This window comes from Glutamicibacter sp. Je.9.36, assembly GCF_051129975.1.
Taxonomy (GTDB): domain Bacteria; phylum Actinomycetota; class Actinomycetes; order Actinomycetales; family Micrococcaceae; genus Glutamicibacter.
On the sequence record NZ_JBCPSN010000009.1, the window covers coordinates 73,721 to 87,968 of the forward strand.

Consider the following 14,248-nt stretch of genomic DNA (forward strand, 5'->3'; position numbering starts at 1 on the left):
AGGTAGCCCATGGATTCGAAATGGCAGTTATTCCTCGACTCGCTCGGGCCGTTAGCCCTCGGGGCGATCACGGCAACCATTCCGCTGGCCCTGATCAGCATGGCCTTGGGCCTGGTCATCGCCTTGCTGATGGCGCTGATGCGGATCAGCAAGAACCGGGTCATCTCCTCGATTGCCCGGATCTACATCTCCATCATTCGCGGCACGCCGCTGCTGGTGCAGCTGTTCGTCATCTTCTACGGCATGCCTTCGGTAGGCCTGACCATCGACCCGTGGCCTAGTGCCATCATCGCCTTCAGCCTGAACATCGGCGGTTACGCCGCTGAAATCATTCGTGCCGCGATCCTCTCGGTCCCCCAGGGCCAATGGGAAGCCGGCTACACCCTGGGCATGTCGCGCACGCGCACCCTGTACCGGCTGATCTTGCCGCAGGCCACCCGGGTGGCTGTGCCTCCGCTGTCGAACTCCTTCATTTCCCTGGTCAAGGACACCTCGCTGGCCTCCACCATCCTGGTCACCGAAATGTTCCGCAAGGCCCAGGAAATCACGGCCTCCACCTACGAGTTCCTGCTGCTCTATTGCGAGGCCGCAGCCATCTACTGGGTCATCTGCCTGGTGCTTTCGGCCCTGCAAAACTCTGTTGAAGGAAGGCTTGAAAAGTATGTCGCCAAGTAATTCCGCCCTGCTCTCCGTCACCGCCCTGCATAAGGCCTTCGGCGAGAACCAGGTGCTCCAGGGCATCGACTTCACCGTGCATTCCGGTGAAGTGCTGGCACTGATTGGCCCGTCGGGCTCTGGCAAGACCACCGCCCTGCGTTGCCTGAACGGCCTGGAAATCGCCGATGCCGGCACCGTCGGATTCGCCGGCGGGCCGGAAGTTTCCTTCAGCGCCGGGATGAAACCCAAGGCCGCACAGATCCTGCGCAACCGTTCGGCGATGGTGTTCCAGGGACATCACCTGTTCCCCCATCTGACGGTGCTGCAGAACGTGAGCATCGGGCCGATCGAGGTGCAAAAGCGTCCCAAGGACCAGGTTCTGGCGCAGGCGAAGAAGCTGCTGGCCCGCGTGGGCCTTGAAGCCAAAGCCGACGCCTACCCGAACTCCCTGTCCGGCGGCCAGCAGCAGCGCGTAGGCATTGTCCGCGCGCTGATGCAGCAGCCGGATCTGCTGCTCTTCGACGAACCCACCAGCGCACTGGATCCGGAGCTGGTCGGCGAGGTGCTCACGGTCATCAAGGAATTGGCCCAGGAGGGCTGGTCCATGGTGCTGGTGACCCACGAGCTGGCCTTTGCCCGGGATGTGGCCGACACCGTGGTGTTCATGGATGGCGGGGTGGTCGTGGAGACCGGTCCGGCGGCCCAGGTGCTCGGCACGCCTGCCAACCCCCGCACCCAAACTTTCGTCCAGCGTCTGTTGCACCCGTTCTAAAAGCAATAGAGTGAAGCCATGACCCAGGAAACGAATACTTTGCTGACCAGCCTCGTTGAGGGCTACAACTTCGAATCCGATTGCTTGGAACTCGGGGCTGCACTGATCGGCGGCAAGGCCGAGCCAACAGCGCAGGTCCGCCTGCCGTTGAAAATGCTCAACCGCCACGGCCTGATCGCTGGTGCCACCGGCACCGGCAAGACCGTCACCCTGCAGACCATGGCAGAACAGCTCTCCGTGGCCGGGGTTCCTGTTTTCCTCGCCGATGTCAAAGGCGATCTGAGCGGCCTGGCGCAGCCTGCCGAACCGTCGGAGAAGCTCAGTGCCCGACTGGCCGAGCTCGGCCACGAATTCGTTGCGCGCACCAACCCGGTCGAGTTCCTCAGCCTGGGTGGCAACGGGCAGGGCGTCCCGGTACGCGCCAGCGTGGACGCCTTCGGCCCGATCTTGCTGGCCCGTGTCCTGGAACTGAACGAAACCCAGGAAGAATGCCTGCAGCTGATCTTCCATTACGCCGATTCCAATAAGCTGCCGCTGGATGACCTCAGCGACCTGAAAGCTGTCATCAGCTTCCTGCTCAGCGACGACGGAGCCCCGGCGCTGGCCGCCCTGGGCGGCGTCTCCTCATCCACCGCATCGGTGATCCTGCGCGGCATCACGATCATGCAGACCCAGGGACTGGACCAGTTCTTCGGGCAGCCGGAGTTCGATACCGCGGATTTCTTGCAGGTACGCGACGGCGCGGGCGTCATCAACATCCTGGAACTGCCCTCGGTCAGCTCCCAGCCAATGCTTTTCTCCACGTTCCTCATGTGGCTCCTGGCCGACATGTTCGAGGACCTGCCAGAAGCCGGAGACCTGGAGAAGCCCAAGCTGGTGTTCTTCCTCGACGAGGCCCACCTGCTCTTCAAGGATGCGACCAAGGCGTTCACCGATGCGATCATCAACACCGTGCGCCTGATCCGCTCCAAGGGCGTGGGCCTGTTCTTCATCACCCAGTCCCCGACCGACCTGCCCGATGAGGTGCTCGGCCAGCTGGGTAACCGCATCCAGCATGCGGTGCGCGTGTTCACCGCCAAGGACCAGAGCGCGCTCAAGCAGATCATCAAGACCTTCCCCACCGGGGAGCTGGACCTGCAGGAAGCACTGACCCAGGCCGGTGTCGGCGAGGCTGTGGTCACCGTGCTGGGCGAGAAAGGTGCACCGACCCCGGTAGCGTGGACCAAGATGTCCTCGCCGGGCTCCAGCATCGGCCCGGCCTCACCTGAGGTGATGGCCCAGGTCCGTGGCACTTCGACGCTGGCTGCGCAGTACAGCGCCGCAGTGGATCGTGATTCTGCCCGCGAAATGCTCGAGGCCAAAACCCAAGCCGCGGCGCCGGCACCAGCCCCTGCTCCCGAGCCGGCGAAGGAGCCACGACGGGAAAGCGCCCCACGCCAGAGCCAATCGCGCCAGGAGAACCCGATGATGGACATGGCCATGGGCGCCGCCAAGGTGATTGGCCGCGAGCTGATCCGCGGCTTCTTCGGCAACCGCAAGCGCCGCCGTTAGTAATACCTGGCTCTTCCAGCACGCCGTTTTCGGTCTGGGCCCGGAAACCAGATAGCCTAGCTACTGATGAACACTCGTAATTCCACGCCGATCTCCGCTGCCCGCCTGGCTCTTCGCTGGGCATTGGCTGCAGCGGCTGTCGTCGTTCTGGTCATTGCCGGAACGATCGCCGCCAACCGTACGCTCTTCTCCCCCCAGCACCAGGTGCAGGCGCTGCAGCAGCATCTGGCCAGGGGCGAAGGCGCCGAAGCCCTGGGCCTGATGCAGGCCCAGGTCCCGCAGGGCGATGCTGTCGCCCTGGACGGGGACGTGCTCAAGCGCACCCAGGCCGGAATTACGGATTTCTCCACCGACAAGGCCCAGGCGGTAGAGGGCGATGAGCAATTGCGCACCGTCACCGCGCATTACAAGGCCCACGGCGTGGACAAGGAATCGACCTACACGCTGCGCCATGCCGGCAAATCCTGGCTGCTGTTCGACAAGTGGGCCTTCGAGCCAAGCACGCTGCCCAGCGTGAAGATCAAGGCCAACACCGTCAACGAGGTCACGGTCAACGAGCAGAAGATCCCGTTGTCAGCTGGCGTGAGCACCCTTCCGGTGTTCTACCCCTCGATCCTCGACGCGAGCTTCAGCACCAAGAACTTTGCGGCCGACACCCGCGGGATGGTGGTCACCAAGCCTGCCAAGGAGCCGGTGGAGATCGCGCTGAAGACCGAGCCGACCAAGGAATTCATCGCTGCCATCAATGCCAAGGTGAAGAACTACCTCAACGAGTGCGCCAGCGAGCAGGTGCTGATGCCTGCCGGATGCCCGTTCGCCTACAGCACCTCGGCGCGCGTGGACCCGGCAACCATCGATTGGTCCATCGCGAAGTACCCCACCATTGAAGTGAACTACTACAACGGCGCCTGGGTGCTGTCCCCGCTGAAGGCCACCGCTACCTTGACCCTGACCGAGCAGGATCTGCGCACCGGCGCCAAGGCCAAGAAGACCGTCAAGGATGACTACTCCTTCACCGCGCAACTGACCACCAGCACCACCGAAGTTTCCGTGGTTCCGGTGGCCGGCGGCGAACAGGTGGCCGGCTAGCGTCCGAGCAGTTCGCGGAACTGGCTGCGCAGCGGCACCGCATTGGTCTTGAACTTCTGCCAGACCACCAGCGCTGCCAAGCTGGCAGCCAGCGACAACCCGGCGCCAATGGTCACGGCGATCTGGATCCCGAACAGTTCAGCGAACCAGCCGATCAGCGGCGAGCCGATGGGCGTACCGCCCATCACCACCATCAGGTACAGCGCCAGCACGCGCGCCCGGTACTCCGGGGGCACCGAAGTCTGCACCATGGTGTTGCAGCTGTTCAAGAAGGTCAGCGACCCCAGTCCCACCGGGATCAGCACCAGCGCGAACGCGATGTAGTTGGGCATCCACGCACTGGCAATCCCGGCGATGCCGAAGAACACGCCGCCGCCGATCAGGAAGCGCCAGCGCGGAGCCGAACGCCGGGCGGCGAACAGCGCCCCGCCAAAGGTGCCCACGGCCATGATCGAGCCCAGGATGCCGTACTCCCCCGCTCCGACCCCGTAGACCTCGGTGGCCATCAGCGCGTTGGTCATCTGGAAATTCAGCCCGAAGGTGCCGATCACGCCGGCCAGGAAGAAGATCAGCACCAGGTCCTTGCGGTTCTTCACGTAGGCCAAGCCCTCCCGCACCTGCCCCTTGGCGCGCGCGACCGGCTTGGAAGGGTTCAGCGCGTCCTTGCGCATGAACACCAGCGAGAAAATCACCGCGAGGAATGAGGCGCCGTTGAGCAGGAACGCCGGTCCGGTGCCCACCAGCGCGATGACCGCACCGGCCACGCCGGGCCCGGCCAGCCGGGCCAGGTTGAAGTTGGCGCTGTTCAACGCCACCGCGTTGGCCAGGTGGGTGCCGGGAACCACTTCGGAGACGAACGCCTGGCGTGCCGGGGCGTCGAAGGAGGCGCCGATGCCCAGCATCGTGGCCAGCACGTAGACATGCCACAGCTGCGCCGTGCCGGTGACCACCAGCAGGCCCAGGACCAGGGCGCAGACTCCCATGAAGCTCTGCGTGAGGATCAGCAGCCGGCGCTTGTCGAAGCGGTCGGCGATCAGTCCGGCATAGGGGCCCAGCAGCAGCACGGGCAGGAACTGCAGGCCGGTGGTGATGCCGGTGGCCACTGCATCGTGGTCGGTGATCTCGGTGAGCACCAGCCAGTCCTGGGCCACGCGCTGCATCCAGGTTCCGATATTGGAGACCAGCGCACCGATCACCCACAACCGGTAATTTGGTACTTCCAGTGCACGGAACATTTTCGACGCCATAGCTACCGCCAGATCCCTCCGGCTCCTCCCGCCCTCCAGTCTAGCCACCCAGGCAGGAAAATGCTGAGGTTTCCTCAGATTCCTGCTGCGGCGCCGCCCGGGCGTTCGCCGCCGGGCACGCAAAAGGCGCACCATCCCTGGTGCACCTGATGCATGCTTCGGGCCGGGGCTAGTTCACGCCACGCAGGTCAAGGAGCAGTTCGTCCTCGCCCTCGGCGTCCAGCACCACCGGAATGCCCCAGTCCTGCTGGTACAGGTGGCAGGCCGCGTGATCGGGAATCTCGCCGCCCGGTTCGCCATCGCAGGCCGCCGCGCGGGCGGTAATGTGCAGCACGCCCTCGGCCACCTCCGGATTCAGTTCCAGGGTGCGGGACAGGCCCACCGAGGTGCCGGCGCCGTCGAGGATCAGTTCCTCCGGGCTGGCCGAGATCTTCAGCTGGGTCGGATCGCCCCAGCGGTCATCGAGCTTCTGCCCCTTGGGTGCGGCGAAGCGGACCAGGATCCCGTGCTTGCCGGCCTGCACCCGGGTCTTGGGGCGCTGGGTCTGGCTGGCGCCCTGGTCGACCACCAGTGCTTCGGCAGGGATCGGGATGCGCACCAGCTGGTGGGAGTTGGTCTCCACGACCAGCAGCACCGGATCGCCGTCCACGGTGGTGTCCACCAGCACGTCGGCCGGTTCCTTCAGGCCCTTGGCCAGGGTGGACACGGTCTTGGTGGCCGGATCGAAGCGGCGCACCGCGCCGTTGTAGGAGTCGGCGACGGCAATCGAGTGGTCCGGCAGCACGGCCACGCCCAGCGGGTGCTGCAGGCGCGCCTGCTGCGCATCGCCATCGCGGAAGCCGAAGTCGAACAGGCCGGTGCCCACCGCGGTATGCACGGAGCTCGCCTTGCCGTCCTCGACCTCGATCCAGCGCAGGGCGCTGGTTTCCGAGTCGGCGATCCACACGTTCTCGCCATCCAGCGCCAGGCCCGAGGACTGGGCGAACCAGGCCTCATCCGGCGCGCCATCGGCCAGGCCTTCCAGCCCGGTGCCGGCGAAGACCGACACGGCGCCGGTGCGCGGATCGAAGGCGAAGATCTGGTGGGTTCCGGCCATCGCGACGATGACCTGCCCCGATGGGTGGTAGAGCACATCCCATGGGGACGAGAGCGAAATATTCAGCGCGTCGGTGCCCAGCTCGGTGGGCTGGACTTCCTGGCGGGCGTTCTCCGAATCCAGCAGGCGCTGCACGCCGTTGCCGGCGAGGGTGCCCACGGCGCCGGTGGCCAGGTTCACCGAGCGCAGGCGGTGGTTGACGGTGTCGGCGACGATCACGTCGTAGCCCACCTCGGCGGCCAATTCTGCTGGCAAGGCGGCCAGGCCCTGCAGTTCGTTGAACTGCGCGGTGGCAGCGTCCCCGTCGGCGTAGCCCTTGACCCCGGAGCCGATGGTGCGCACCACGGTGGACAGGTCGCCGGCCAGTTCGACCAGGCGGTGATGGCCCGAATCGCCCACCAGGAAGTTGCCGTTGGCCAGGGCGATGGCCTTGCCCGGGAAGCGCAGGTCGCCTTCGCGGGCTGCCGGTGCCACGTACGGCCCGTTGCCGCGGTGCAGCGTTCCCTTGGCTTCGTGCTCTGCAACCAGTTCCTCGACCAGCGAGCCCAGGCCCTGGGCGTGGCCCTCGCCGGACAGATGCGCGACGATGTAGCCTTCGGGATCCAATACCACCAGGGTTGGCCAGGCGCGGGCACCGTAGGCCTGCCAGGTGACCAATTCCGGGTCGTCGAGCACCGGGTGGTGGATTTCATAGCGCTCCACGGCGGCGGCCAGCGCATCCGGATCCGCTTCGTGCTCGAACTTCGGGGAGTGCACGCCGACGGTGACCAGCACGTCCTTGTACTGCTCCTCCAGCGGGCGCAGCTCGTCGAGCACGTGCAGGCAGTTGATGCAGCAGAAGGTCCAGAAGTCCAGGAGCACGATCTTGCCGCGCAATGCGTCCAGATCCAGTTGCTTGCCGCCGGTATTCAGCCAGTTGCGGCCCAGCAGTTCGCTGGCGCGCACCTTGTAATTGGCGCGGACGGATTCGGAAGTGCTCATGGTGATCCTTTCGCTGTCGCCGCGGCTGCGGCAATTCGAACCTCAATTATCTGCCACCGCGGCCCGCTGGGGCTAACGGTGTTAAGCAACATTGAGAAAAGTGTGAAACTCGCTCACGGTCTGCTGGTGTAACCGCAGGCCCAGGGCTTCTATTCCCTGCCGGGGCGGCGGGCTAGGGCAGCTGTGCGAGCACGGTGTCCATGATGCCGGTGGCCACCTGGTTGAAGGTGGCATCCTGCAGCGAGGTCGCCGAGAGGAAGGAGACCATCACCGCATACTCCCCGGTGCTCTTGATCAGCACCAGCGAATCCTGCGCATACTGCCCATCACGGCTGTAGTACAGGGCCGAATCCGCATCCTGCACGCCCGGATCGGAGAATGCCAGGGTCTCGCGGTAGTCCAGCCCGTTGAGCTTCACGCTCTTGCATTCCGCCAGGATGGTGGCCACGTTCGCATTGTGCGCCGCCACCTTCGCCGCCCCGTCGCCGAGCTTGGCCACCTCCACCGACCCGGTGATCGACTGGTTCTCGTTGGTGAAGTCGGTGCGCGCCGCCTCGGTGCCCAGCTGCACCGGCGACCAGTTCAAGTCCTCGATCGGAGCCGAGCATTGGGACGGCAGGACCACCAGGTCCTTGAGCGTATCGGTGGGCGGCGTGGCCAGGGATTCGAGGTCCTCGCCCTGGATCTTGGCGCTGGAGGGGAAGCCGAGCTCGGCGGCCATCACGGCGCCGGCCGTGGTGGCCACCTGCGCGGTGGTCATTTCTTCCGGCTGGGCAGGCTTTTGCGGCTCTTGCGATGCGCTGGGCGTCGCGGTGCCCTGCACGGCGATCTTGTGCGTTTCGTCCTGCGGCATTTCGGACTGCGCGGAGCAGGCGCTTGCGGCCAGCAGCGCGCACACCGCCAGGGAGGCGGCGAGGATTTTCTTGGTGCTAGGCACGTGGGTCCCTTCGGTCGGCTTGCTTGAAGCGGGCGAACATTTCGTTGTAGGCAGCCAGCTCGGCGTCGTTGTCGCGCTCGGCCTGGCGGTCGTAGCGCTTGGTGTCCTTCTTGTCCTGGCGCAGCCACGAGATGACCACGAAGATGGCCAGGACCAGGGTCGGCACTTCGCCGATCGCCCACATCGCCCCGGCACCCACCACCTGGTCCTCCAATGCGGTGCCGCCCCAGGTGCGGCCCATGTTCCCGAAGTAGTCCGGGGCCAGCAGGGTTTCGGTGCTCATCAGCGCCACACCGAAGAAGGCGTGGAAGGCGACGGTGGCCAGCAGCACCACCAGGCGCATCGGGTACGGGTAGCGCTTGGGGACCGGGTCGGCGTCCACCAGCGACAGCGCGAACAGGTATCCGGTGAGCAGGAAGTGCAGGTTCATCAGCTCGTGGCCCGCGTGGTAGCGCATGGCCGGTTCCAGCAACGGGGTGAAGTAGAAGACGACGATCGAGCCGGCGAAGTTCACCGCGGCGAAAATCGGGTGGGTGATGACCTTCGAGTAGCGCGAGTGCACCAGGTAGAGGATCCATTCGCGCGGGCCGCGGGTGCCGTCGACGCGCGATCCCAGTACCTTGAGCAGCAGCGTGACCGGGGTGCCCAGCACCAGGAAGATCGGCACGATCATGGTCAGCGACATGTGATCGACCATGTGGGTGGAGAACTGGATCTTGCCGTACACGGCCACCGCGCCGCTGGTCACGTAGAACAGCGCGAACAGGCCCACGATCCAGCTGGCCAGGCGCAGCACGCTGGGCTTGTCGCCGCGGCGGGCCAGCTTGATGAAGGCCCACAGGTACACGGCCAGGCCGAACAGGCACACGGCCACCCAGATCCAGTCCATGCGCCAGGTGGTGAACCACGCGGCGGTATCCGGGGCCGGCGGCAGGTCGTAGCCGGTGAGCAGGCGCGCCGGGGTCGCTTGCACCGGAGGCTCATCGGAAGTCGGCGGAGCGGTGCGCGCCAGCACGGTGGCCACCGACATCACCGCAGCCATCAGGATGACCTCGCCGAGTACTACCTGCCAGGCCGCGCGCAGCGCCGTGAACTTGCCCTCCAGTAGCCGCGGGATCACCATGCGCCGATGCCACAGGCCCAGTGCGCCCAGCCCCAGGGTGATCAGGATCTTCACGATCACCAGGATGCCGTACGGGGTCAGCCACTGGTCCCAGCCGGTAATGCGGATCACCGCCGAGGCCAGGCCCGAGCCGATCATCAGGAACACTGCGAAGGTAGCCAGCGCGGAATAGCGCTTGAGCACCACCCCGGCCAGCACCTGCCCGCGTTTGCGTCCCGGCGCTTCGCCGGCCAGCGTCGGAGCGAGCAGGGCCAGCACCATGATGCCGCCAAACCAGAGCACCACGGCCAGCAGGTGCAGGCCGATGGAGTTCACCGCGGCGAAGTGGTCGTCTCCCCCGGCCGCGTGGCCGATGAAGGCCAGCGGCAGGATGCCGAACAGCGAGAAGAATGCGCTGAGCCCCACCGTGGTCCTGGAGCGCGCGGCCAGGGCCAGCGAACTGGTGATCGCGGCGATCACCACCATCCAGGCCCAGGCCCGCCCGCTGGTGATCGACAGGATGTAGTCCAGGATCGCGGCCGAATACTGCGGATCCAGGCTCATCGGAATGCCGGCCAAATCCCAGAAGGTCAGCAGCATGACGGTGGCCGCGGACAGGGTCCACACCACCGCGGCCCCGGCGGCGATATTCATCGTGCGGGCGAACGCCGGATGGGCCTGGCCTTCGGCATCGCCGGTCACCTTGGCGGACCGCGGGATGATCGCCGCACCGAAGACCAGTGCGGCGATGCTCAGCGACATCGAGGCATGGTGGATGGCCCGGGAGATGGGCAGCGACCAGCGCACGAAAGCCCCGGGATCGGCCAAATCCGCCGGCCGGGCGATCCCGGTGAACAACACCGCCGCCAGGAAGGCCACCGCCGCAGCGAGGATTCCGGGCAGGATGAAGCGGGTGACTGAAACCGTGCGCTGTGCTGTATCCATAACCTTCTCATCATCTCATTTTTCGCCCGGCCGGTCACCGCGCGGCAGCCCGCTTTGGGCGCATCTCACACCTGGCCCAGCAACGCCTCCCCCAGGTAGCCGCCTTCGCGCACCCCGGGAAGGATCGCGTACAAGCCCGATCCCACCGGCTTCAGCCAGGTGTTCAGCGCATCTGCGGCCGCCAGCCGGTGCTGCACCGGGATGAAGCTGGTGGCCGGGTCGCGCTGGTAGCTGGCGAACAGCAACCCGGAAGCCGCCCCGTCGAAGTTGTAGCCCCGCCGGTGCATGGTCTCGTCCGCGCTGGCCGGCTTGGCCAGCGCCACGTGGGCGTTGGCCGCGATCGCCGGCAGCCCCAGCTCATTGGCCGCGGCCAGGTCCACCGGGTCATCCACGCTGGTGCCCGACAGCGGCGCGCCGTCGGACTGCCGACGGCCCAGGGCATGGTCCCGTCCGGCGCCGTCCACCTCGTCCCAGCCGTCCAGATCCATCTCGAACCTGCGCAGCGCCAGGGTGGTCCCGTTCTCGATCCAGCCCGGCTGGCCGAACACCGCGCTCTCGCGCAGTTCTCCGCCGGGGTTGTTGATCCCGTCAAGCTGGCCGAACAGGTTGCGGAACCCGCGCCCGCCGGGGTTGATGAACCCGGTCTGGGCGAAGCGCCTGGCGCCCAGCCCGCGCAGGTTCTTGGACACCGCCCGCACCGCATGGTGCAGCACGGTCTGCTCCTGCGCGCAGAACTGGATCAGCAGATCGCACTGCCCGTACTGCTCATCGAGCTGGTCCCCGGCGAAGCGCGGCAGCGTGCCGATCTGCCCGCGCCCGGCCACATCCAGCAGGCTCTGGCCCAGCCCCACGGTCAGCGTCAGCTCGCCTCCGGGCTGCGCCATTTCAGGTTCGGTGTCGGCCAGCACCCCGCGGCCGCTGGCCAGCCGGGCCGCATCATCGGTGATCATCTGCAGCACCGCGCGCAGCTGTTCCTTCTTGGAGCCTTCGCGCCAGTGCAGATCCCACCCGGCGAAGACCGCGTGGGCCTGCTGGCCGTCGAGGATCCCCGACTGGTACTTCCCGTAGAACGGGCGGTACCCCTGCGGGTCGGCGGTGGCTGCTGGCGCTGGAGCGCTCAGCTTTCCGGTGCCGAACCCGGTGAGCATCCCGCCCAGCGCGGCGGCCGCGGTGGTGCCCAGCAGCACCCGGCGGTCGACGCTAGTGCCCGGCATGCGCATCCCCGGCATGCTCGTCGTAGCTTTCGTTGGCCCCGTCGAAGTTGCGGATCGGGAAGTCCACCTCGGTGCTCGACCCGTCGGCGAATTCCAGCTTCAGCCTCGCCGTTTGGGCCGCCACCAGCGGTTCCTGCAGGTCCATGAACATCAGGTGGTGGCCGCCCGGTGCCAGCACCGCGTCCTTGCCGGGTTCGATCACCAGATCCCCTTCGAGCTGCGCCATCGTCATCCCGTCGCCGGTGCCGCGCATTTCGTGGATCTGGATCTGATCGCCCTGGGCATTGCTGATCTTGCGCAGCGCAATCGGGGTGCCAGAATTATTGTGCAGGATGCCGAAGGCCGCGCTCATGCCCGACTCGGCGGCCTTGGCCCAGGTCTCGCTGGTGGCCAGCGCTTGGGCTTGCCCGGCGGTTTCCTGTTCGGCGGCCGGTGCGGGCTGCTGCCCGTCGGCGCTCTGCGCGCAGCCGGTGAGCAGCAGTCCAAGGCCCAGGGCCAGTGCAGTGGTTTTGCGGAAATTCATGTTCTCAAGCTTTCGGTTCGGTGTGCAGGCGCGCCAAAGGCAGCGGTGGCCTCGGGCGCACCGGAAGGGTGGGGGCTACTTGGACTGGCGCATGAACTTGGCCAGCACGCCCAGCGCGCCGCCAAGGATGACGACGCCGATGATGACCCAGACCACCGGGCTCATCGAGCTGCCCAGGTCCTGGACCGGGTTGGTGCCTGGATCCACGTCGGCGGACCCTGCCCAGTCGCTAGGCGCCGCTGGCGCGCTCGAGCTGACCAGGGTTGGGGCGGCTTGCGGGGCGTCGACGCTGAAGCCGATCTTGTTCTCGATCGGGTGGCCGTCAGACGAGACCACGCGGTAGGCCAGCTGGTACTCGCCGTTGCCCAGCTCCTTGGCCGGGGTGACGGTGACCTTGGTGCCCTTGGTCCTGGCCTCGGTGTCGATCTTTTCCCCATCGAGGGTCAGCGAGACCACCGTGGAGTCCACGCCGGATAGGCTCTGGAGCACGCCGGAGAATTCGAGGGTGATGTCCTCGGGCACTTCCTTGATGGTGGCCCCGGCCTCCGGGGTGGAGCCGATCAGCTGGTCGTGCGCGTTGGCGGCACCGATCGAGCCGGCAAAGGCCAGCAAGGAGAATGCCAGTACTGCGACCAGCCGGGTGATGTTCTTGGTTACTACGCTCATGATGTTCCTTCCAAGCCCCTTGCGGGGCGCTTCGATTCTTTACTCAGGCAGCAAGAATGAAGCAGGGCGGACCGCGGCGCTCCGGCAGTCTTCCCAATTGCGCCAGCTTGAGTTGGAAACGCAAGGGGAAGTAGGCACGAAGCGGCCGGGCAGCAGGTACCTGCACGCGAATGCGCGAGAGGATCCGCCGGGCCGTTGAAAGGGTGAGCCAGCCGGCCAAGGCCTTGAGCAGGCGTTCACCGCCGTAGAGCACCAGAACGCTGGCGATCGCGGCCAGCACGTGGGCGTAGAGCATCGATTCGGTATGCACGTTGGCGTACTGCGCGGTGATGTCCTGCGCCAGCGCTGGATTGCGCCCCGCATGGTGCGCGTGTTCCAGACCGGAAAGATCGCCGCCCTGGTGGCTCATCACCGACAAGCTCAGGTGGTAGAGCCCCTGGCTGAGCAGCACGACCAGGCTGGTCGCCCACAAGGAGAACTTCCGGCCCACCAGCACGACGCCGATAGCCGCAGAGACGCAGGTAATGAGCACCATGGCCACCACCGACAGCGCTGTGGGCGCACTGTGGGCGTGCGCGGCAAAGGCTGTCCAGGTGCACACGCTTGCCGCCAACCAGCCGCGGATAACGCGGGTTGCGGGTTTCTGTGACACGATGGGCAGCCATTCTTCGCGGAGTTCTACGATCGAAGCTGATTCTACGCGAAGTAGAAGAGCGCCTCAAACGGTGCTCCGATAAAGCAGAAGGCCCGACCCTGCCTCCTGGATTTCTCCGGAGCGGGTCGGGCCTTGCGCAAAGCTCTAGCGGAAGCTTACTTCTTGGCTACAGCAGCCTTCAGCTTCGACCCAGCGGTCAGCTTGACCGAGTGGCCAGCAGGAATCTGGATTGCTTCACCGGTCTGTGGGTTGCGGCCGGTGCGAGCTGCACGATCGGTGCGCTCTACAGCCAACCAACCTGGGATCGACACCTTCTCACCCTTGGAAATCTGGTCGACGAAAACCTCGAAGACTGCATCCAGAACACCATTAACGGCAACCTGGGAGTTTTCGGTCTTCGCTGCAACAGCAGCAACAAGTTCGCTACGGTTCATAGCCAATGTATGGTCCTCCTGGACTAGTGATCCAAAGCCCTCTTCCGGGCCCCGAACGCCGCACGGTCGCACGGTCTTACCAGTGAGAACATATCAAACGTTTTGCCCCAGAACAGCGGAAAACAGGCGGAAAACCGGGATTTTTTCAACTAATTGCAGATTTCTTGGCTCAACGGCAGCATTTTTGGGTTCAATGAAGGCTTTTGCAACGTTCCTTAACGCCGCAAGGCCCGCCAATCCGGGAACGGACAGCGGGCCTTGCGCAAAGCTCTAGCGGAAGCTTACTTCTTGGCTACAGCAGCCTTCAGCTTCGACCCAGCGGTCAGCTTGACCGAGTGGCCAGCAGGAATCTGGATTGCTTCACCGGTCTGTGGGTTGC

14 protein-coding genes are annotated in these 14,248 nt (G+C 65.7%); 4 read left to right on the forward strand and 10 right to left on the reverse strand.

The genetic code is table 11. From position 1 onward, the window contains the following. Window positions 1-9 precede the first annotated feature (9 nt). From AAZQ98_RS16945 to AAZQ98_RS16960, 4 genes are all read left to right on the forward strand, one after another. Window positions 10-675 (forward strand): amino acid ABC transporter permease, encoded by a 666-nt coding sequence (locus tag AAZQ98_RS16945; protein ID WP_105657025.1) that lies wholly within the window; start codon window positions 10-12, stop codon window positions 673-675. Further along, the gene (locus AAZQ98_RS16950) at window positions 662-1,429 is read left to right on the forward strand and encodes an amino acid ABC transporter ATP-binding protein (RefSeq protein ID WP_434693940.1); all 768 of its coding nucleotides are present in this window, start codon (window positions 662-664) and stop codon (window positions 1,427-1,429) included. The genes AAZQ98_RS16945 and AAZQ98_RS16950 overlap by 14 nt, the downstream gene beginning before the upstream one ends. Window positions 1,430-1,447: 18 nt before the next feature. Continuing rightward, window positions 1,448-2,980 (forward strand): helicase HerA-like domain-containing protein, encoded by a 1,533-nt coding sequence (locus AAZQ98_RS16955; RefSeq protein ID WP_434693942.1) that lies wholly within the window; start codon window positions 1,448-1,450, stop codon window positions 2,978-2,980. A 66-nt stretch (window positions 2,981-3,046) separates the two neighbouring features. Then, window positions 3,047-4,069 (forward strand): hypothetical protein, encoded by a 1,023-nt coding sequence (locus AAZQ98_RS16960; protein WP_133833547.1) that lies wholly within the window; start codon window positions 3,047-3,049, stop codon window positions 4,067-4,069. On the opposite strand, the gene AAZQ98_RS16965 is transcribed toward AAZQ98_RS16960, so the two are convergent. From AAZQ98_RS16965 to AAZQ98_RS17010, 10 genes are all read right to left on the reverse strand, one after another. Further along, window positions 4,066-5,304, reverse strand: a complete 1,239-nt coding sequence (locus AAZQ98_RS16965; RefSeq protein WP_434693944.1) for an MFS transporter — start codon at window positions 5,302-5,304, stop codon at window positions 4,066-4,068. The two genes, AAZQ98_RS16960 and AAZQ98_RS16965, sit on opposite strands and share 4 nt — an antisense overlap. A 181-nt stretch (window positions 5,305-5,485) precedes the next feature. Then, window positions 5,486-7,393, reverse strand: coding sequence for an NHL domain-containing thioredoxin family protein (locus AAZQ98_RS16970; RefSeq protein WP_434693946.1), 1,908 nt, complete (start codon window positions 7,391-7,393; stop codon window positions 5,486-5,488). 172 nt (window positions 7,394-7,565) lie between these two features. Beyond that, window positions 7,566-8,330: a hypothetical protein gene (locus AAZQ98_RS16975; RefSeq protein WP_434693948.1), complete on the reverse strand. Its 765-nt coding sequence runs from the start codon at window positions 8,328-8,330 to the stop codon at window positions 7,566-7,568. Beyond that, window positions 8,323-10,377 (reverse strand): cytochrome c oxidase assembly protein, encoded by a 2,055-nt coding sequence (locus tag AAZQ98_RS16980; protein WP_434693951.1) that lies wholly within the window; start codon window positions 10,375-10,377, stop codon window positions 8,323-8,325. Before AAZQ98_RS16980 ends, AAZQ98_RS16975 begins: the two co-directional genes overlap by 8 nt. A gap of 65 nt (window positions 10,378-10,442) precedes the next feature. Beyond that, the gene (locus tag AAZQ98_RS16985) at window positions 10,443-11,591 is read right to left on the reverse strand and encodes a Dyp-type peroxidase (protein ID WP_434693953.1); all 1,149 of its coding nucleotides are present in this window, start codon (window positions 11,589-11,591) and stop codon (window positions 10,443-10,445) included. After that, a complete protein-coding gene (locus AAZQ98_RS16990) occupies window positions 11,578-12,114 on the reverse strand; it encodes a copper chaperone PCu(A)C (RefSeq protein WP_434693955.1) in 537 nt (178 codons plus the stop codon). Before AAZQ98_RS16990 ends, AAZQ98_RS16985 begins: the two co-directional genes overlap by 14 nt. 75 nt (window positions 12,115-12,189) lie before the next feature. Next, window positions 12,190-12,780 carry a copper resistance CopC family protein gene (locus tag AAZQ98_RS16995; protein ID WP_434693956.1) on the reverse strand — a complete coding sequence of 197 codons (591 nt, stop codon included), beginning with the start codon at window positions 12,778-12,780 and terminating at the stop codon, window positions 12,190-12,192. A 43-nt stretch (window positions 12,781-12,823) separates the two neighbouring features. After that, window positions 12,824-13,432: a hypothetical protein gene (locus AAZQ98_RS17000; protein ID WP_332730598.1), complete on the reverse strand. Its 609-nt coding sequence runs from the start codon at window positions 13,430-13,432 to the stop codon at window positions 12,824-12,826. Between the two features lie 158 nt (window positions 13,433-13,590). Beyond that, on the reverse strand, window positions 13,591-13,875 hold the full coding sequence (locus AAZQ98_RS17005; protein ID WP_013349906.1) for an HU family DNA-binding protein: 285 nt from the start codon (window positions 13,873-13,875) through the stop codon (window positions 13,591-13,593). Window positions 13,876-14,150: 275 nt separating this feature from the next. Next, the coding region (locus AAZQ98_RS17010; protein ID WP_434693967.1) for an HU family DNA-binding protein at window positions 14,151-14,248 on the reverse strand (98 nt) is incomplete at its 5' end.

What these genes read in the sequence shown, in the direction of transcription:
- AAZQ98_RS16945 (WP_105657025.1), top strand. Translation starts at nt 10, where the DNA reads ATGGATTCGAAATGGCAGTTATTCCTCGACTCGCTCGGGCCGTTAGCC.
- AAZQ98_RS16950 (WP_434693940.1), top strand. Translation starts at nt 662, where the DNA reads ATGTCGCCAAGTAATTCCGCCCTGCTCTCCGTCACCGCCCTGCATAAG.
- AAZQ98_RS16955 (WP_434693942.1), top strand. Translation starts at nt 1,448, where the DNA reads ATGACCCAGGAAACGAATACTTTGCTGACCAGCCTCGTTGAGGGCTAC.
- AAZQ98_RS16960 (WP_133833547.1), top strand. Translation starts at nt 3,047, where the DNA reads ATGAACACTCGTAATTCCACGCCGATCTCCGCTGCCCGCCTGGCTCTT.
- AAZQ98_RS16965 (WP_434693944.1), bottom strand. Translation starts at nt 5,304, where the DNA reads ATGTTCCGTGCACTGGAAGTACCAAATTACCGGTTGTGGGTGATCGGT.
- AAZQ98_RS16970 (WP_434693946.1), bottom strand. Translation starts at nt 7,393, where the DNA reads ATGAGCACTTCCGAATCCGTCCGCGCCAATTACAAGGTGCGCGCCAGC.
- AAZQ98_RS16980 (WP_434693951.1), bottom strand. Translation starts at nt 10,377, where the DNA reads ATGGATACAGCACAGCGCACGGTTTCAGTCACCCGCTTCATCCTGCCC.
- AAZQ98_RS16985 (WP_434693953.1), bottom strand. Translation starts at nt 11,591, where the DNA reads ATGCCGGGCACTAGCGTCGACCGCCGGGTGCTGCTGGGCACCACCGCG.
- AAZQ98_RS16990 (WP_434693955.1), bottom strand. Translation starts at nt 12,114, where the DNA reads ATGAATTTCCGCAAAACCACTGCACTGGCCCTGGGCCTTGGACTGCTG.
- AAZQ98_RS16995 (WP_434693956.1), bottom strand. Translation starts at nt 12,780, where the DNA reads ATGAGCGTAGTAACCAAGAACATCACCCGGCTGGTCGCAGTACTGGCA.